Genomic DNA, 19,794 nt, shown 5'->3' on the forward strand with positions numbered 1-19,794 from the left:
AGGAAAATGTAAGTGTTATGGCAATGCAGGAACAGTTCTGTGAGACATGTGGGGCCGCTAATCCCGGCACCGCGCGCTTTTGTCAATACTGCGCCGCGCCGCTCCCATTCAAGCATACAACGGGAGAGTTACCAGAACAAACCCTACTGAATGGCCGCTATCAACTGGAAACCAGAATCGGTCAGGGCGGCATGGGGGCAGTCTATCGGGCGGTAGATACACGTTTTAATAATCGTGCCATTGCGATTAAAGAGATGAGTCGGGCAGGTCTGACGCCGGTAGCAGTGCAGGAAGCGGAGGCAGCCTTTGAACGCGAGTCTCATTTGCTCGCGGATCTGCTGCACCCCAATTTGCCACGTATCTACGACCATTTCACAGAGGAAGAACGTTCGTATCTGGTCATGGATTTCATTGAAGGGGAAACCCTTGAAGAATATCTTGAGCACAAAGGTGGCGGCCCGGTCTCCCTGGAACAGGTCCTGAACTGGGGCAAGCAGCTTTGTGATGTTTTAAGCTATCTCCATACCCATCAACCACCGATTATTTTCCGGGATCTCAAACCATCCAATGTGATGATGAGCGACAATGGACACCTCTATCTGATTGACTTCGGCATCGCACGCGTCTTTAAACCGGGACAATCCCATGATACAGTCGCGCTGGGTTCGCCTGGCTATGCCGCGCCAGAGCAGTATGGCAAAGCCCAGAGCACGCCACGCTCGGATATTTATAGCCTGGGCGCACTCCTGCACAGCCTGCTAACCGGGGTTGATCCCAGCGAACAGCCTTTCTTCTTCCGACCAGCCAGCCAGCTCAATCCCAATGTGCCGCAGGAGTTGGAAGAACTCTTACACCATATGCTGGATATGACCGCCGACAATCGACCAGACAGTGTAAAAGAGGTCGAGAACGTGTTGCAACATGTAGATCAGCAGCGCATCAGTGGCACGCTGCATATCACACAATCCCATACGACCGTGCCGCGCCCGCCCCAGCCACCCCAGTCGTTATCGAGCCAGCTTTTGAAAGACGCCTATCATCTCTACACGCAGCACCGTCTCAACGAAGCAATTACCCTCTATGATCGATCCATACAATTGGATGGAGGGAATGTGCAGGCATGGCAAGGTCGTGGACTGACGCAGGCGATGAAGGGACAACACCGCGAGGCACTGGCCTCATTTGAGCAAGCCCTCAAAATCAATCCCAATCTGGTGACTGTCCTCAATGGCAAAGGGACCGCCTTGAATATGTTGCATCGGAACCTGGAGGCGCTGGATGTCTTTGATCGTGCGATTCTGCTAGAGAAGGATAATGTGATCGCCTGGAATGGGAAAGGGGCCGTATTAAGTGCCCTGGGGTTGCCAGATCAGGCTCTAACCGCCTTTGATGTGGCCCTGCACTTTGATCCATTGATGGCACAGGCCTGGGGCAATAAAGGACTCGTCCTGCGCCAACTCAGGCGCTATCCTGATGCGCTACGCGCCTTTGACCAGGCATTATCCTTAGATCGCAACTCGGTGGTTTACTGGAATGGGAAGGGCCTGGTTCTGTATGAGATGGGGCGCTATACCGAAGCATTACAGGCCTATCAGGAGGTACTGACACGCGATCCTAACTACGCGCCAACCAAATGCGGCATCGGAGATATTCTCTATGCTCAGCATAAGCTACGCCGTGCCCTCGATAACTATGAGCAGGCGCTACAGAGCGATCCACGCTTCATCAAAGCTATCGAGCGGCGTGCGATTGTGCTGGCCGACCTGGGCAACTTTCATAAAGCCCTGGAAGCCTATGCTAACGCCATCAGCCTGGACCCTAATTACGCCCCTGCCTGGAACGGCAAAGCCAGTGCGCTCTGCCAACTGGGGCGTTATCAGGAAGCCCTGGAAGCCTACACCAGGGCCCTCACAATCAATGCTAACGTCCCACAGGCCTGGAATGGAGTAGGCAATGCCTATTACCACCTTGAGAACTATCCCAAGGCCCTGGACGCGTATGAGAGAGCGCTACGAATCAATCCCCGTATGGCTACGGCACAGCATAATAAGTCATTGGTCCTGAAGCAACTACAACGCTATGAAGAAGCTCTGATAGCCGCCGAAGAAGCAATTCGTCTGGCACCCAATGATCCAGATAACTGGCTACGCAAAACCGAAGCCTTAAAGAAACTGCATCGCCGCCGCGAAGCCCGCGCCGCCGAAGCCGAAGTAGCCCGCCTACGCGGAGAAGTCTAAAAAAGCACACAAAGCACAGAGGAAAGTAAGTAGAGGGTGCAGGGGGAACGCGTTCCCCCTGCCGGGTGTCCCTGTACTCTCCTTATTTTCTTCTCGCCGCCGTAGGCGGAATGAAGAAAGCGGGAAAGCACTTTCCGAGAACACGACTGTATGACTGCTGAAAAGTCGAGCGGGGAAAAGAGAAGGAAACCAGAAAAAGCTACTAGCGCAACTTCTTGGCAGACTGATCATAGATCACAACACTATTTGTCTCATCATCATAATGTGACACAATGACACCGGCAATACTACGAGTAGTGGAACCGCGCAACATCTCAAATCCAGCTACACGCATAGCGGTAGGCGGATCAACATGGACGACCACATCTTTAATAGTGCCTAACTCACTGCCCTTCTCATTCACCACAGTACGAGTCAGTAACTGCTGAGCACGTACCAGGGGAGGCAATGCCTTTGCCAGCATTTGCGCGCTACGAATCGTCACGCGACCCTTCTCAACAGCGATAATACCCGTCACCGGCAAGGACAAATCGCCATGGAGGCGTGTACGCACACACAAAGCATACACAGCGTTTGAACCTTCTTTAACAAAAAAATCCTCGACCGTTCCAAGCGATTTGCCTTCGCTGGGAACGACTACATTCAGTTTATACAGATCTGACCACTTAATTGTAGCCTGGTTGTTTTCCATGAATTGCTCCTCGAAAATTAGAACGTGTAAATATTCATTCCAATATTATCACTTTTCATAGGCACACAAAAGAGACACAGCATTTGATACCCAGACAACCGCCATTTCTGCGTCCTTTTATTTGAGTGTGTCTGCCTCCCGTGATCTCCACAGTCTCTGTGCATGAGTTTTCGCACCTACGGTGCTCAAACATCTTTTTGTTGTGTCGTGTCGAAAAAATTCTTCGAATTTTTTCGACACGACACAACAAAAAGGGCGGCGCGCAGGCACCTGCCAGCAGCAGCAAGATCCCGATGGTACTGGGAGGCTGACACATTCTTATCCATTCTCTCATTTTTTACTTAGGTGAGAGAAATCATAAGAGAGAAGCCAGCGTCCCGCATAGCGGGCATAATAATTCCCTACATATCAAATGTGTTGAAGAGGAAACCCAACACATCAGATTCTTCTTCGATGATTTTGGCGGTGGGTTTGCCCATGCCATGACCGGCCTTGCTTTCGACGCGTAAGAGGATCGGCGCGTCTCCGGCCTGAGCGGGCTGTAAAGTGGCGGCGAATTTGCGGGCGTGGGCAGGCACAACCCGATCATCGCTATCCGCCGTCATGATCAGCGTGGGAGGATAGGATACTCCAGCTTTGACGTTATGCAAGGGCGAGTAGGCGTAGAGGAAAGCAAATTGCTCGGCATTGTGTTCCGCATCGCCATATTCTGAGATCCAGTAACGCCCAACGGTGAAACGGTGATAGCGAAGCATATCGATAACTGGCACACGACAGATAACCGCACCATAAAGATCAGGACGCTGTACCAGACAGGCAGCAACTAACAGCCCACCATTACTACCACCCATGATGGCGATACGCGAGTTCTGCGTATATTTCTCGGCTACCAGCCATTCGGCGGCAGCAATAAAATCATCGAAGACATTTTGCTTCTTCTCCAACATGCCATCCAGATGCCACTGCTCGCCATATTCGCTGCCACCGCGCAAATTAGCGACAGCATAGATGCCACCATGCTCGATCCAGAGGAGAGGAGTCACAGAGAAGGAGGGGGTCATACTGATATCGAAACCACCATAGCCATAGATTAACACGGGATTATTACCGTCGCGTAGCAGCCCCTTTTTATGCGTCAGGAACATCGGGACGCGTGTCCCATCCTTCGAAGTATAAAAGATCTGAGTTGTCTCATAGCTACTGGGATCAAACTTTGAGAACAGCTGGCGCAATGGAGTCAGCGTCTGTTGGGCAAAATCATAGCGAAAAACGGTGGAAGGATAGAGATAGGAGGTGAAGGTGATAAACAACTCATCATCATTTACTTCACCGGATAGCTCAATGATTGATCCCAGGGTTGGTAACGCGATCTCATGCAGGAAAGTGCCATCCTTAGCGTAGAGTTTGAGTTGATGGTGCGCATCATGCATATATCCGAGGACAAACTGCTGATTGACGATCTTTGCAAAGTCCAATACATCGTCCTGCTCTGGTATCAATTCGCGCCACTGCTCACGTGCTGGCTGCTGGCTGTCCAAAGCCACGATACGGCCTCTGGGGGCGTTGAGATTGGTCTGAATATAGAAGAGCGAGCCATCATTGCCAACCAGGCTGTAGCTCGCATCAGCCTCATCCAGTAGCCGGATAAAAGGTTCAGAGCTTTCAACCTCACGATAATAGAGCCGGGTACGTGGATCGGTACCATTCCAGACATCCAGGAACAGATAGCGACCATCCTCCGTAATAAAGGGAGTAAAGCTGAGTTCCTTCGCATCAGGCCGTTCGTAGATCAGTTGATCATCCGACTGAGGTGTATTGAGGGCGTGCCAGTACACTGAACTATAGTTGCTTTGATCCTCTTCCGCTACCGTTCCAGGTTCCGGCAGACGATTATAAAAGAAGCCAGAATTATCATGCTTCCAGGCTATCCCACTAAATTTACACCAGTGGATCACCTCATCATAATCGTGTCCGCTCTCCACAGCGCGCACACGGATCTCTTGCCAATCGCTACCACTGGCGGAGGTACCATAAGCGAGCAACGAACCATCGTGCGAAAACACCGTAGTATTCAGGGCGACTGTCCCATCCGCGCTCAACCTATTGGGATCGAGTACCACTGTCGTCGGGCCAGAGAGACTATCCTGTCGATAGAGAATCGCTTGATTTTGCAAGCCAGTATTTTGAGAGAAGAAATAGCGACCAGCCTTTTTATTGGGAGCCGAAAAGCGAGGATAATCGTAAAGTTCTTTATAGCGTTCCCGGATCTGCTCAAGTCCGGGAATCGCATCCAGATAGGTGCGGGCAACAACATGCTGTGCCGCTACCCAATCCCGTGTCTCCTGCGTATCCTCATCCTCCAGCCAGCGATATGGATCGGCAACTGGCGTACCATGATAATCTTCCATCGTATCATCGCGCCGTGTTACAGATAGCTCAGCCATCCTATACTCCTTTGTGTCTAATACTCATGAACCAGCTACTATCAATGAATCATAGCGAATCAGCATAAGGCTGATTGTGCTTATAGTGACTCGCTATAGCTTACTGCTCAATTTGATCAGGCCCGGTTAGTGCCCAACTTTAGAAGAGAGAGAGGCGGCAAAATCGGCGACCAGTGTCTGCACTTCAGGTAAATGATCCTTGAAAAAATGATCTGCACCTTGCAGGGTAAGCAACTGTTTTGGGGCCGAAACCTGCTCAAACCATTGCTGTGTCTGTTCATAGGGAGCCAGTTCATCATCAGTGCCATGGATAAAGAGCTTAGGTTTATGGCAATCCTGCAAAGCTTCACCATCCCGAAACATACGTGCTGGCACGCCCAGACCAACCATAGCATGCACACGATCATCCGCGCAGGCGACCCGTAAACCGACATAGGCCCCAAAGGAAAAGCCTCCAATGATCGCAGGAATGCCAGGATAGCGGCGGCTCATAAAATCCAGGGCATAGCGCACATCATCCATCTCACCGCGACCCTCATCATAGGTACCGGTGCTATGTCCCACACCGCGAAAATTAAAGCGCAACGCGGGAATATTCGCCATTTGTAAAGCCTGCGCAACCTTAAAAACCACTTTATTATGCATAGTACCGCCGCCCAGAGGATGTGGATGACAGATCACACTCACAAACTTCGGCATCCCTTCCGGCTCCGGCTCCGGCTTCAAAATACCTTCCAAATGACCAATAGAAGTAGGTATATTCACATGCAATACTTGATTCGTTGTCATAACATTTCCTGTTCTGCAAACACATCGTCTATTTATTTAGAATATAATACACTTGATAATACAACTAACGGATCTATCAAGATCATTTGCAATCTGTAATCCTACCATTTTACTATTACTCGGTTCATCTTCAGTACCATACAACCTCCACACTTCCAGCCATGCTTCCTCTATTACCGCCGTTATACATCCTCTTCTTTATGATCGCGACGTGGCGCAACCGGCTGCTGTGATGCCTGCAAAGCGGACATCAAACAGCGCACCACCAGTACCACACTCACTACCAGGAGCAGGATGATCAGCGCAATCAGCACCATCTTGATGATATGCACTGTAAGCAACATCAATAGCATCACCAGGATCACCAGACCTGCAAAAACAAGGTTGTTCAAGCCAAATAAAATTGAGATCTGTTTATGCCATACTGCCCCCGAACCAACAATACGTGCACGTGCTAATGCCTTACGACCAGAACGGATACTTCTAATCCCAAACGCACCTAACACCACCGCACAGATGCCTAAAAAAATAATACCAGCCAGACTAGCGACACTTAACACTGCCATAAAAGCCTCCGCGCTTCACACACAAGCTCATCTCCATTTCATCAATCAACAAACACTGCTTCCATACTATAGCATGCATGACCATGCGCCACACAATTACCCTTCGCCTGAACACATCAACATGCAGAAACGCGCCAAAACAGTCGATAAAAGATAGTAGACAACAGGTGAGAAAAAACTGAATATTTTAGCTATACTACATCCCCTAAGCGAAGCGCCCGTGGTCTCCACTGTCTCTGTGCCTGAGTTTTCGCACCTACGGTGCTCAAACATCTTTTTATTGTGTGCTGTAGAAAAAGTTCTTCGAACTTTTTCTACAGCACACAATAAAAAGGGTGCGGGCGCTTACGCGCCCTGGCAGGTGAGACAGGGAGTGCAGGGAACCGCAGGCCCATAGGTGCGAACGTAAGGCTTTTCAAGCGGGATTGCAAAGGGCGGCCAGCCCTTTGCCGGGGTTTGGGGTGCCCCAAATACCTCTTTTTCTTCTTTTCTTCGCCGCCGCATGCGGCGGCGAGAGGGAGGTAAGAGATCGGGGCACAGCCCCGAGCCCCAGGTTAAGTTAAGGGTTGCACCCTTAACAATCCCGCTTACGTTCGCACCTATGGGGGTGTCCCCATACCCTCCCTTCTCTCTCCCCGCGCCGCAGGCGGCAATAAAGAGAGCAGAAAACCCCCAAAATTGCTGAATAGCTCAGCATAAATAAGATGATAGTATAGTATAATAGAAACTCACAGAAAAAATACCTATCAGCGCTTGACATCATGGCAGATGCTGACACATAATCGATTTTTACATTTCCTTTGTCGTAGGAAGAAAAAGGATACAGGTATGGAAACATATGGATTGCATCAGTATCCTGGCAAACTCTTTGTTGTTGAAGGAGTTGATGGTTCAGGAAAAAGTACACAGATCGCCTTGTTGCGTCAATGGCTGGTCAGCGAAGGCTATACAGTCTTTTTTAGCGAGTGGAACTCCTCGCCGCTGGTCAAAAAAACAACCCGTCGGGGCAAAAAAAAGCAGATGCTCACACCAACGACCTTTAGTCTGATTCACGCGACCGATTTCGCTGATCGGACCGAACACGACATTATTCCTCCCCTCAAAGCCGGAGCTATTGTGCTCGCTGATCGCTATATCTATACCGCATTCGCACGTGATGTGGCCCGCAATGTAGATCGCCAATGGGTACGCGAGCTCTATCAATTCGCCGTTCAACCCACACGGGCCTTCTATTTTCGGGTTCCACTGGACATCTCCCTGGGTCGTATTCTCTCCAATCGCTCAGAACTGAAATACTATGAAGCAGGGATGGATCTAGAACTGCATAGTAATCCGCGCGAAAGTTTTGGCCTGTTCCAAAAACGCATTGTCGCCGAATACGAAAAGATGATCGCTGAGTATAATCTGACCGTCATGGATGCAACCCTCCCTATTCCTGAACAGCAACGAATGATGCGCCAGTTGGTAGCGCCCCATCTGGAAGGGATACGCCGCTTCCGCCAGCTCATCCCCGGCACAGAGCTGGAACATATCGCCCATCGGGCAGACATCGTACATTCCACTTCTCATTCACAATAAACGAAGCCATTAATCCGCTTGCAACCCCAGACGGAGGAAAAGAAAACTATGACGGCGCTAGATTTTTATGGTATTGATGCGATTGGCCTGCAAAGACGCGAGGAAGTGTTACCAGGTCGCCTGATCGCATTGGAGGGAACCGATGGGGTAGGCCGCTCTACCCAGATACGCCTTTTACGTCCCTGGCTGGAAAGTCTGGGCTATGCAGTGGTCGATAGCGAAATGACGCGCTCAGAGCTAGCCGGCAGTGGACTTAAAGAAGCCAAAGAAGGAAATACACTGGGCACCATTACCTTAAATTTGTTCTATGCGGCAGACTTTGTGGATCGCTTTGAACACCAGATCTTACCAGCTTTACGCGCAGGCTTTATCGTGCTTGCTGATCGCTATATCTATTCTTTAATGGCGCGTGCCCTGGTGCGTGGCGCAGACCCGCAGTGGCTGCGCTCAATCTATGGATTGGCCCTCAAGCCGGATGCTATTTTTTATTTGCGGGTCGAATTGGAGGATCTGGTTCCCCGTGTTCTGCAGAAACATGGCTTTGATTATTGGGAATCAGGCATGGATATGCGTCTGGGAGAGGATCTCTTTGAGAGTTTTGTGCGCTATCAGAAATTGATGCTCAACGAATACGACAAGATGTCTAAACATTATCACTTCCAGGTGTTCGATGCAGGGCGCAGTTCTGAAGAGATCGCAGTACAGCTAAAACAAGCTATTCAGCCGTTACTTCCCAATGGATAAACTTTCGCCTTAGAGACGGAGAATGATGCCAGAATAGTATCTCAATCTGCACTATACATCCAACAGGAAGAGTACCAAAAATTCTAGTATAGGACTTATCGGCAAAATGAACAGGTGTATACTTGCCGTACAACCAATAAAGATGCTATACTTGCAAAAGAAATAATGTTTGTTTACACCTGCAGGTGTTTTGTGCTGACCATGCTTAAACTTTTCGATAGCCATCTGAGCTATAATATGGCCAAAAGCACACATCTGTTCAGGCAAAGGAGGTGAGGGACATGGACGCTGGCCCTAGTCATAGTAGGTATGCCACACAGAAACTATATGCATGCCTGCTTTCCGGGTTGTTCTTCTCCTCACTGAGTACTGTAAGCGGATACCTTCATTCCTGATCCTCAAGGGTATCCCACCCCCTTTACTCGATGAGCCAGCATCACCCCATTGCTGTGAATGATGTCGAGTAAGAACACCATTTTTCGCCAGTGAGTCCTTTGCACTGCTAAGTGCAGTGCCCCGGCGTGTCCAGAGCGTTGCGTGAAATGCATTCACTACCATCTTGCTACTGTTCTCATAACAAAACTGTTGTATCACCATGCATTTCAAAAACGCTTTTCATCTATGTAATGTACTATTACATAGAACGGTACAAAGTGCACATAATGATTCACAACATGTGCTAACAGAGTGCGCACGAGACAGCCATGGATGACCAGCACCAGAGCTATCTGGTGTGGAAAAGCCATGCGCGACCTGCGTCAAAGGATTGCGCGTCACCGTAATACATGTGCCAGCGCACAGATGATTACGTGCTAAAAAAACCTGTTTACTCACGAGAAGGTGGTGATACCTATGATTTTTTTGAGCTTGCTGCTGCATAAAAGCATCTACGATAGCGACCATCGTCGCATTGGCTCCCTGCGGGACATTTGTGTAACCTTAAATGAAACCTTTCCGATGGTGACGGCCCTGGTGGTGAGTTCCACGGTCGGCAACGATAAAATGATTATTCCCTGGTCCCAGGTGCGCAGCATCGAAGAGACCCCGATTGAACTCTCTGTCACCCGCACAGAGATCAACGCCTATGAACCACATTGCGAAGAACTGTTGCTTAAACGCGATATCCTCGATAAACAGATTGTTGACACGCAGGGCTTCCGCGTGGTCAAGGTGAATGATTTAAAACTAGCTCAAATCAAAAAGACGGCCCGCCTGGTTGGCGTTGATATTGGCTTGAGTGGACTCCTGCGCCGCCTGGGCTGGCAAAAGGCGATGGATATGCTGGGCCGGGTAACACCCCTTCAACTGGCCGAGCGCACGGTAACCTGGAATTATGTTGAGCCCATTCAGGTGGTAACCGCCAATACCAGCCAGCTGGCCGCAGTGGGCGCTGGCTCGATGGGTGTCGGTACGGTAGGAGTCGTGCCAAAAGTACAACTAAACGTCAGCCATAATAAACTCGCTGACCTGCATCCTGCCGATATTGCAGACATTTTGGAACAACTCAATCTTGAAAACGCCGGGGCCGTCCTGGAACGCCTGGATGATGAAACCGCCGCCGATACATTGAATGAGATTGAATATCCACTTCAATCCGAGCTTCTGAGCGAGCTTGGACCTGAACGCGCCTCCGATCTGCTTGAGCGTTTGCGTCCAGATGATGCAGCCGATATTCTGGCCGATATGCCAGCAGCCGAGGCAGAACACTTACTGGATTTGATGTCCGTTGTCGAGTCCCAGCCAATTCGGGATCTGCTCCGCTACGGCACTGAGACTGCTGGCGGTATTATGACCACCGAGATTCTGGCACAACCCGAAGAAGCGACCGTCGAAGAGGTCCTGGCCTATCTACGCCAGCATTCAGAACATCTGGATATGGTTTACTATCTCTATATCATTGATGAAGAAAAACATTTGATTGGCGTTGTCTCGCTGCGCCAGCTTGTTACCGCTGCACCTGACGCACGCATGCACGATCTCATGGATGAGGATGTAATCAAGGTCCATATTGATGCCGATCAGGAAGAGGTTGCGCATGTGATTGCTAAATATGATCTACTTGGCGCTCCTGTGGTGGATGATGAAAATCATCTGATGGGGATGGTTACAGTGGATGATGTGATTGATGTGATCCACGCCGAGCAGGCAGAAGATGTGTCGGAGATCACGGGTACCGATGTGGATGAGCCGGATAATAATGATGATTCACGCCGCAACTCAGTGAGCCGTGTCTCCTGGCTATTGGTTAATGTAGTGATTGGCTTTTTTATGGCCCTGATCATTTCCAATGCTTTTAGCATGTTGCTGGGAGCAGCTACCGCCTATGCTTTCACGGGCAGTGCATTGCCAGCCGCCAGTAACCGCAGCGCCCTTGCCAGCCTGCTCTGCTTAATTCCGATGCTTCTCCTGACCGCTGGTGCTGCAGGCTCACAGACCCTGGCGATAGCTGGCTGGGAATTGCGTACCACCCGTGGCCGTGACTTTGTACGGACCTTCTGGCGTGAGATACTGCATGGCTCTATCGGTGGCATCCTGACCACCATGATCGTGGGGCTGCTCTCCTGGTTGCTTTTCCACTCGCTCTACCTGAGCATTTCAGTCGGCATCGGCTTTGGCCTGACACTCTTTATCGCAGCGGTCTGTGGGCTGGCACTCCCGAATATCCTGCAACGCTTACGCCTGCGCGGCAGCTTGATCGCAGCCCCGCTACTCAATCCCGTTATCGCCATTATCAGCCTGTGCATATTCTTAGCCAGTAGTCTGACTTTGATTGACCAATTTTTGGGATAAGCCGAAAAATCCGCCCTAAAAGTATTGACGAAACCCGACTGATAGTATATAGTATCAGTGTTCCAAGCGAACAACCTTCCTCGATAGCTCAATGGTAGAGCAATCGGCTGTTAACCGATTTGTTACAGGTTCGAGTCCTGTTCGAGGAGTTTCTAAAAAGGCCACCTGTAGGTGGCCTTTTTGCATGTATGAAAGAAACACCTCTTCCCTTCATAATAAGAAGTGCCGTAGTGCCATACAAGCAGGAGAAGATAACACAGTGGAACGAGAACTAGCTGACATTCATTTACAGGCCATCACCAAAAGCCTGCTTGAAGCCTCCCCTTTGCCAACCTTTATTGTCAATCGCAAGGCAAATATCCTCTATTGCAACCAGCCTGGTATGCAATTTAACGTGCGACATCCCTGGGAACCAGGGATGGCCCTCAACCACATCGTCGAACATCCAGAGATCATCCAGCTGGTCCATTCCAGCATTGAGACCAATACAGCGCAAAAAGGCTTATATGAGCAGGGCAATTCAGATGTCGCATGGAAGGTCAGCGTCTCCCCACTTGCCGATCAAGAGGACATCTCCAACCTCGGCTACGCGTATTTTGCAGTCATTATTGAAGACATGACCGAGTCCCGCCATATCGAACGTATTCAACGCGACTTTATCGCCAACATCTCCCACGAATTGCGTACCCCCCTCACCTCGGTCCGACTGCTAGCAGAAACGCTAGAAGATACCATTGATACCGATCCCGATAAAGCCCAGGAATTTGTCGAGAAGATCGAAAATGAAGTTCAATATCTCAGTGAACTGGTAGCGGAACTCCTCGAACTCTCACGCCTGGAATCGGGCCAGACCCTGATGACAATTGAGCCTGTGGGAGCCGAACATATGGTGCGTGAAGTCATGGCACGTATGCTGCCCCTGGCACAACGCCATCGGGTACAACTTATCACCAACATCGAGCAGGGAGACACTCAGGTCGTAGCCGATAGCAAACAGATCACACGTGTCCTCGTCAATCTGGTCCATAATGCCATCAAATTCACCTCTTCCGGTGGACAGATTACCGTTGGCACCGCCTTACAGGATGATCGTCAATCACAGCGCATCTTTGTCAAAGATACAGGCGTAGGCATCCAGCCTGAAGAACTCTCACGCATCTTTGAACGCTTCTACAAAACAGATCGCGCCCGTGCCAAACCCGGTTTCATCGGTCCGGGAGGAGGGGGCACGGGGCTCGGCCTCTCCATTGCCCGTCATGTCGTCGAAACGCATGGTGGACATATCTGGGCTGAAAGCACCTTCGGCGAAGGAAGCACCTTTATCTTTACGCTCCCTGTCGCCATTCAGCCTGACACAGCCCACTAACTTCAAGGATAGGAGAAAAGAGAAGCCGGGGAATCCCCTACACCCCGGAAGATAGATGGATTGCTGCCCCCTGTCCCTGCTGCATCCTTTCAGGTGATTTGGAAGGTCTGTGCCACATGGTGTTGATAGCAGGTTACCATTCATGCTAAAGATGCCATAAAAATAGCAAGGCATGAGTTTTATGTTATACAATCACAGATATGCGTGAATCTACCAGATAAGAATTTTAAATTTTAAGATAATCTTTACAGATTTACGTTGCAACAAGCCCTAGCGGTATGGTAACATTGCCTCATTGTACTTGAACATGTGCACAACCGTAGACAGCAAGTTTTTAATTCTAGTAAAAGATGCCTCATAGATCCAGAAATAAAAGAATAGGTTTTCTCTTTTAGAGATGATGCGCTATAATGGAATGCACCATGCACGAAATGGTTGCAGAGCTTGAGGTTACGGATAGTTAAAAAGGGCATAGGAATTAGCACCTGTTTGTGGTAGTACTTGCTCTTGTGTATTGACATAATGTCAGGTACAATGGGATGGTAGTGGGACGAGAGAGAGGACACATGTATGAACAAACTCGTAATGGTAATCGATGATTCCGCAACGGTCCGCAAAATTGTGGAGACATGTCTGAGACGCGAGGGCTTTGATGTGAAGAGTTTCCCCGATGGCGTCGAAGCGATGCGCTGGCTGACTGAGCCTGACGCCCGGGTTCCCGACCTGGTTGTCCTCGATATTGGACTGCCAAAAATGGATGGCTATGAGGTGGCCCGACGTCTCAAAACAAAACCACAATTTAGTAATACTGTGATTATCATGCTGTCTCGACGTGATGGTATGATCGATAAACTCAAAGGACGCCTTGCGGGCGCTAAAGATTATTTAACGAAACCTTTTAAGACCCAGGAAATTATATCTGTAATTGAATCACACCTGGGTGGCCCTGCATTGACATCGCAATAGAAAAACAGGTGCCATGAGCCAACACCCATTGCTGTCCGCAGCTGTGCTGAACGGCACGCATGTGCAGTTTCTCGAACAATTAAGCGATACAGAGTTCTGGCAATATGCTGAGCAATTAGCTAAAACGCCATCTATGCCTGCTGCCCAGGTAGATGAATATCTAGAGTGTGCCTGCGTGGAAGGACGCGTGATTCTCCCTCTCGCCAGTATATGCGAGGTGTTAGCCGCGCCACGCCACTATGTGCAACTACCAGCATCCCCGACCTGGATGCTTGGTGTCACCACCTGGAAAGGTGAAGCGGTAGCAGTGATCGATCTGGGTGCTTTGTTAACACAACAGCCAGCGCAAGACCATGTGGATCAAGTCTTGTTAATTACTCATTGCGAGAATACAACGCTCGCCTTTACCGTCACGCTCTCACGTACTTATCCGACCATACCTGTAGAATATATCCAACCATTCATACCACCAGAAGCCTCCAGCACCAATGGGCTGTCTGAAGCAATTCAAGGTATCTACGCTGGTGCTCTGGTTCTGAATATGGCATCCATTACCACTCTAATCATACATCAACTACAATTTACTGCTTATGAATGAAACAACACCTCCATTTGATGAAAATGAGCTGACAGATGAAGATTTAGAGATACTGAAAAGCTTCGATGCTATCGAGAGTTGGTCAGAACCTACCTCCTTATCCTCCTCCACAACGCCACAACCAGCGGATACATCCACAACCGTGGAACAAGATGAAACACTAGAAATGCTGCTTGTTTTTCTGGAAGAGGCCAACGAGGATATTGCTAAAATAAGGCAGGCGCTGAATCAGATCCTGCAGCAGCCGCAGCCGTCTCCTACCCGCTTTACCAGCTTCCAGCGTGCAGGCCATAAGCTACGTGGTACAGCAGGTGCCGTTGGCTATAACACTATGTCCATTGCCGCTGAACATATCGAAACCATCGCCGAGCAGGTTCAACAGGGGCGAGTACAACCAGAGACAGGACTGGAAGCCATCTCACGTGCGCTAGTCGTGCTGGATCATTGCCATCAATATCTTTCAGAAGAGGGGCATGAACCCGAGGCTCCCGATATGATTGCCAATCTGGAGGCATACTATATCACTCTGGACATAGATATTACTCAATCCTCCAGTTCAGATACAGGACCACTGAGTGTACAGGGAACCTATACAACAGCAGATCAAGCCAGGATTACACGACACTTATCCCACAGCGAATCAACAGCAAAATTAGATACACACAAGACAACATCACAGACCAATTCTGCGATCAAACCACCAGCCAGAGAAGATGAGAACACGGCATTTATTCAGATCGAAGCCCGGCGTTTCGAACAATTCCTCAATCATACGCGAGAATTGTTCAATCTTAAGGCAGCGCTCGATAACGCTCAACAGAATGTCACAATCGCGTTACAAGAGCAACAAGTTGCGTTGGTCCGCTTACAACAACTTGAGCAACCACTCACCAATCAGTTGCAAGCAGAGCATCCTTTACCAGTTGAAGATACATTCAACTCATCCTCACTCATCGCACGCATCTTAAGTACGGCAGACCCGGAAACACTACGAAACAGCAAACAAAAACAGCGTCTGCGTCCTCCATTCGTCCAGGCGGAACATTCCTGGGATGAACTGGATATGGAGCGTTACACAGAAAAAGATCTGTTGTCGCGCTCCTTACGCGAAGCTATCATGCAAGTAACCGCCTGCGCCAACCGTGTCACGCTCGCCACCACAGAACTTCAGGCGCTTCAGCAAGAGTATCAGGCACATGTGGCCTTCGTCTATAACGATACCCGCCAGATGCGTCTGACCCCACTCAGCGTCATCATACCCGGACTACAGCAGATTATTGCCGAGAGCGTCCTGGCCCGGCAATATCAGGTCGCCGTGGAATTTGCTGGCGATCAGCTCGAAATTGATCAGGCCATTTTAGAAATTCTAGCTCCAACCCTTCAACAGATGTTGCATATCTGTACATCCGATAGCTCCGTCATCCAGGAAGAACAGCAAGAACTGTATCGCATCTGGTTTCAGGCACATGGCAACGGGGAACTCATCACCATTGAGATCGGCTTCTCTATGCCTGTGCTGGGTGGCGCGTTAGAAGTTTTGCAGACGATGGTACAAAAACTAAATGGCTCCCTGAATCCACAGCGCAATGCCAGCGGAGGCGTCAGCTTTCATCTCTCCTTTCCACGCACATATGGTGGAGTCAAAAGCTTAATTGTGCGTATCGACGATCAACAATTTATAGTACCCATAGCGCAAATACAGCGTGTCGGACTTCAGGGACAGGAGAGCTGTGATCAAAACTATCAGCTTAAAGAGCTAATCGATTTCGCCGATAGCTCGACGGTCAATTCTGCTACAAATAGTCCCAGACCGTTGTTAATCATGCAATCACAGGCTACCCGCAAAACCGTGGGCATCGTGGTTGACGAGATTATTGGTGAGGCCGAAATGATGGTCAAACCACTTGCCAATATCTTACAACGTCCCGGCATCAGTGAATCCGCTATCGATGGGCAAGGCAATGTCCTTTTTATGATTGATCTATCAGAAGCACTCAGATATTATATGAAGCAGGCGGCAACGCACAACCTGACCGCCAGACAAGAAGGAATGAGGCCAGCTCAGCCCAGACGTTCGAGCAATACTATGGCTAAAATACTCATTGCAGATGATTCAGCCAGTCACCGTCAGGCGATTATCCGCACGCTCAAGCAAGAACGCTATGCTATCGCAGAAGCCAGAGATGGTATGGAAGCAATTGAGCAGCTTATGGAGAACACGCCCGATATCTTCCTGCTGGATATTGAAATGCCCAACCTCAATGGCTATGATGTTCTCAATATCATCCATGAATATCCTGAACTGGCCCATATTCAAACGATTATGCTCACCTCACGCACCTCAGAAAAGCATATGCAACGTGCTCTCGAACTTGGTGCGCAGGCGTATCTCACCAAACCATGTTCGCAAGAACTCTTACTTGCCACCATCCATAAGTTGCTCGCCCGCCCATCCTGATAGAGAAACTGCTTGCCACAAACAGTAGAGCCCTGGGGCTATCCAATAAGGAAGGTTCCCAGGGCTCTACTGTTTGTATGCGAAGCTAGACGATGTGTTTAGCGATAAGAGGCGGGGGCAGCTTCGATAGCTCCGGTCTCAATCATAATCTCACGCAATTGTTTAGCATCAATGACCTCATTGGTGCGTAACGCGTGCGCAATGCGATCCAGGGTGACGCGATGTTCGCTCAAAAGATTTACCGCACGCTCATAAGCATGCGCGACAATGCGATTGACCTCTTCATCGATCAGTGTAGCGGTCTTCTCACTATACTCACGTGAGTTGCTGGCCAGTGCGGTACCGGCAAAAGGATCTTCGCGTTCACTATAGGAGATTGTACCAAGGCGCTCACTCATACCCCACTTGGTCACCATCTGACGAGCAATCGCGGTGACGCGTTGCAGATCATTTTCGGCCCCTGTAGTAATATGACCAATTGCGACCTGTTCGCTAGCTCGGCCACCAAGGGCCGTAACCAACTGTGCTTCCAGATAATCCTGGCCATAGTTATAACGATCATCCAGCGGCGTATACTGCGTCACACCGAGCGCCTGACCACGTGGAACAATCGTGACCTTGGTCACAGGGTCCACAAACTCGGTCAACAGGCCGGTGAGCGCGTGTCCACCTTCGTGATACGCAATCACATTGAGATCGCTCTCGCTCAGGATCAATGGGCGTTCAGCTCCAATCTGAATCTTATCCAATGACTCCAGGAAACAGTTCTGCGTCACATAATCCAGATTACGACGTGCCGCCAGCAAAGCGGCTTCGTTCACCAGATTCGCCAGATCAGCGCCGACCATGCCAGGTGTCTGGCGTGCCAGGGCGACCAGATCCACATCGTTGCCCAGAGGCACCGTGCGGGAATGGATCTTCAGGATCGAGAGACGACCATTCCAATCGGGACGATCCACAGTCACGCGACGGTCAAAACGTCCGGGGCGGAGCAACGCCTTATCTAATCCATCGGGACGGTTGGTCGCGGCGATAACTACAACAGCCTGACGAGCATCGAAACCATCCATCTCAACCAGCAACTGGTTCAAGGTCTGCTCACGCTCATCGTTACTATTGATACTTGAGCCACGCTGCCGTCCAACAGCATCAATTTCATCAATAAAGATAATGCTTGGAGATGCCTTCTTCGCCTGATCAAACAGATCACGCACGCGACTGGCACCCACACCAACCAGTACCTCCACAAATTCAGAACCGCTTATAGAGAAGAACGGCACACCGGCTTCACCGGCCACGGCACGGGCCAGCAGTGTTTTACCAGTTCCCGGAGGGCCCACCAGTAAGACACCGCGAGGAATCATACCACCCAGGCGCTGGAACTTCTGAGGAGTCTTCAAGAACTCCACCACCTCAACCAGATCATTTTTAGCCTCATCAACCCCTGCGACATCCGCGAAAGTAGTCGAGGGGCGATCTTCGAGGATCACCTTGGCCTTACTCTTGCCAAAACTAAAGATGTTTTGCTGGCTTGAAGTTGCTCGCCGCATCACCACCAGGAAGATACCAATCACCAGTAACCAGGGCAGGAAGTTGATCAGTATATACAAGAAATTATTGTCCGGTACAGGCTTTGCTTGATACGGAACATGATACTGATCCAACAACTTCATCAGCGTGGAGTCGCCATTGGGGAGCATCGTGAAATGGAACTTCACGCCCGTCTTCTGGTTGACCGTAATCGCGTTTTTAAAAGTACCAGTGACATCTTGTCCCTGGAACACAACTGAATCTACATTGCCATTTTTAATTTGTTGATAAATGGTACTATTCTGTACTTCAATAGTGTCGGCGCTGACCCCACCATTGCTCTGCGTAAATAGCTGGAAGAGATAAATCCCTACAATCAGCACCACTGCAATGATGATGACGCGAAAAATGATAGAGGAAACATTGCCGCCCTCACGTGGGCCACCCGGGGTGTTCCCATTTCCGCCACTATCTGGTCTTTTTGGACCTCGCGAACCCTGGTCATCAGGATTCTGGTACATATATGTAGCCTGAGCATCCATCGGTTCAGACCTGCTTTCTTCGTCTGTCGAGACATCCAAAGAGGATGCTCTTACAAGAGACCGGATATTGAACACGTTATAAGTATCTCCATATTACACGCATACCGATTTTTCGTCTACTGCTATTGGCTCTGTGTGCAGAACTTTCCAATTCTCTTTGTTTGCCGCCTTCGGCGTCAGGGGAGAAGAAGGAAGAGGGAAGGTGTGGGGCTGCCGTCTCCCTAAACCCTCTGAGCCCATTCAGGGGTAGAACGAAAAATTTGAAAGATACGCAATAAATACGTTTCACAAGACTGGCAGGTTACATAGTCAGGAACGCCAGCAGATTACACGCCATACAAAAACCTATTTTCCAACCCTTCCCCATCCATCCACAAGCACAAGACGCCCACGCCGTGCGTTTCGTGTATGCCATCCTCATCAAAACAGCTACCTCACCGAGCAAATGATCTGATATCAGACACCGACATATACCATGATATATTTATATATCAT

Annotated in this window: 13 protein-coding genes and 1 tRNA gene; 9 read left to right on the plus strand and 5 right to left on the minus strand. The window is 49.7% G+C overall.

Features of this window, described 5'->3' with window-relative positions; all coding sequences use genetic code 11:
* Positions 1-17 precede the first annotated feature (17 nt).
* The gene (locus F1593_RS14055; protein ID WP_149402194.1) at positions 18-2,237 is read left to right on the plus strand and encodes a serine/threonine-protein kinase; all 2,220 of its coding nucleotides are present in this window, start codon (positions 18-20) and stop codon (positions 2,235-2,237) included.
* Between the two features lie 202 nt (positions 2,238-2,439).
* On the opposite strand, the gene F1593_RS14060 is transcribed toward F1593_RS14055, so the two are convergent.
* The 4 genes from F1593_RS14060 to F1593_RS14075 all read right to left on the minus strand — a co-directional run bounded on the left by F1593_RS14060 (position 2,440) and on the right by F1593_RS14075 (position 6,727).
* Positions 2,440-2,928 carry a PRC-barrel domain-containing protein gene (locus F1593_RS14060; protein WP_149402195.1) on the minus strand — a complete coding sequence of 163 codons (489 nt, stop codon included), beginning with the start codon at positions 2,926-2,928 and terminating at the stop codon, positions 2,440-2,442.
* 401 nt (positions 2,929-3,329) lie between these two features.
* Positions 3,330-5,372 carry a prolyl oligopeptidase family serine peptidase gene (locus F1593_RS14065; RefSeq protein WP_149402196.1) on the minus strand — a complete coding sequence of 681 codons (2,043 nt, stop codon included), beginning with the start codon at positions 5,370-5,372 and terminating at the stop codon, positions 3,330-3,332.
* Positions 5,373-5,498: 126 nt separating this feature from the next.
* Positions 5,499-6,161 (minus strand): alpha/beta hydrolase, encoded by a 663-nt coding sequence (locus F1593_RS14070; protein ID WP_149402197.1) that lies wholly within the window; start codon positions 6,159-6,161, stop codon positions 5,499-5,501.
* 182 nt (positions 6,162-6,343) lie between these two features.
* The gene (locus F1593_RS14075; protein WP_149402198.1) at positions 6,344-6,727 is read right to left on the minus strand and encodes a hypothetical protein; all 384 of its coding nucleotides are present in this window, start codon (positions 6,725-6,727) and stop codon (positions 6,344-6,346) included.
* A gap of 828 nt (positions 6,728-7,555) precedes the next feature.
* Between F1593_RS14075 and F1593_RS14080 the strand changes: the two genes are divergently transcribed.
* From F1593_RS14080 to F1593_RS14115, 8 genes are all read left to right on the plus strand, one after another.
* On the plus strand, positions 7,556-8,305 hold the full coding sequence (locus F1593_RS14080) for a dTMP kinase (protein ID WP_149402199.1): 750 nt from the start codon (positions 7,556-7,558) through the stop codon (positions 8,303-8,305).
* 48 nt (positions 8,306-8,353) lie between these two features.
* Complete coding sequence (locus F1593_RS14085) at positions 8,354-9,049, plus strand: dTMP kinase (protein ID WP_149402200.1); 696 nt, start codon at positions 8,354-8,356, stop codon at positions 9,047-9,049.
* A gap of 852 nt (positions 9,050-9,901) precedes the next feature.
* Complete coding sequence (gene mgtE / locus F1593_RS14090) at positions 9,902-11,839, plus strand: magnesium transporter (protein ID WP_149402201.1); 1,938 nt, start codon at positions 9,902-9,904, stop codon at positions 11,837-11,839.
* A gap of 77 nt (positions 11,840-11,916) precedes the next feature.
* Positions 11,917-11,988 (plus strand) — tRNA-Asn (locus tag F1593_RS14095).
* Between the two features lie 110 nt (positions 11,989-12,098).
* On the plus strand, positions 12,099-13,205 hold the full coding sequence (locus F1593_RS14100) for a sensor histidine kinase (RefSeq protein ID WP_172632114.1): 1,107 nt from the start codon (positions 12,099-12,101) through the stop codon (positions 13,203-13,205).
* A 570-nt stretch (positions 13,206-13,775) separates the two neighbouring features.
* Positions 13,776-14,171, plus strand: a complete 396-nt coding sequence (locus tag F1593_RS14105) for a response regulator (protein WP_149402203.1) — start codon at positions 13,776-13,778, stop codon at positions 14,169-14,171.
* A 13-nt stretch (positions 14,172-14,184) separates the two neighbouring features.
* The gene (locus tag F1593_RS14110; RefSeq protein ID WP_149402204.1) at positions 14,185-14,769 is read left to right on the plus strand and encodes a chemotaxis protein CheW; all 585 of its coding nucleotides are present in this window, start codon (positions 14,185-14,187) and stop codon (positions 14,767-14,769) included.
* A complete protein-coding gene (locus F1593_RS14115; protein WP_149402205.1) occupies positions 14,762-17,227 on the plus strand; it encodes an ATP-binding response regulator in 2,466 nt (821 codons plus the stop codon). Before F1593_RS14110 ends, F1593_RS14115 begins: the two co-directional genes overlap by 8 nt.
* A 98-nt stretch (positions 17,228-17,325) precedes the next feature.
* Here F1593_RS14115 and ftsH read toward each other — a convergent pair whose 3' ends face one another.
* Positions 17,326-19,338 (minus strand): ATP-dependent zinc metalloprotease FtsH, encoded by a 2,013-nt coding sequence (ftsH, locus tag F1593_RS14120; RefSeq protein ID WP_235932580.1) that lies wholly within the window; start codon positions 19,336-19,338, stop codon positions 17,326-17,328.
* Positions 19,339-19,794 lie beyond the last annotated feature (456 nt).

Source organism: Dictyobacter arantiisoli (assembly GCF_008326305.1).
Taxonomy (GTDB): Bacteria; Chloroflexota; Ktedonobacteria; order Ktedonobacterales; family Ktedonobacteraceae; genus Dictyobacter; species Dictyobacter arantiisoli.